Source organism: Thiomicrorhabdus heinhorstiae (assembly GCF_013391765.2).
Taxonomy (GTDB): Bacteria; Pseudomonadota; Gammaproteobacteria; order Thiomicrospirales; family Thiomicrospiraceae; genus Thiomicrorhabdus; species Thiomicrorhabdus heinhorstiae.
Window position 1 is genome coordinate 1 of sequence record NZ_JACBGI020000067.1, and the last position, 438, is coordinate 438.

1 protein-coding gene is annotated in these 438 nt (G+C 30.4%); it reads right to left on the minus strand.

The features are described from left to right. On the minus strand, positions 1–327 hold a 327-nt coding region (locus tag H8792_RS12400; RefSeq protein ID WP_185979442.1), incomplete at its 3' end, for a hypothetical protein. Positions 328–438 lie beyond the last annotated feature (111 nt).

The window sequence follows — 438 nt, forward strand, 5'->3', positions numbered from 1 at the left end:
AGACAGCTCATATACTCTGACCGTGTCATATACAACAATATCATATGACGAAACATCAACATTTCCTGCAAAAAAACCAAATTGTAGAGGCCGTAATTGCAAAATATTTAAAAACAATCGACATATTTTTTTGAAAGTTTTTTTACGATTATAAAAGATAACTTGAACATCCAACTCCTCCAAAACTTCTGCTGCACCATCTTCTGGAACAGCAACAGAAACATCAAACTTTTTCGACAATAACTCAAGACGGTTGAGAATATTTTCTACTCTGGGATTACCCTTAACATTTAACTTTCTTGAAGAGTAAAATAACAATTTTTTCATACTAAATTAAGCCTAAACAAAATATATTTTCAATTACTTAATAAAAACATTCTTATTAAAAAGAAAAGCTAAAACTACACCGGTTAAGACACTCTGAGTTGACAATAGACC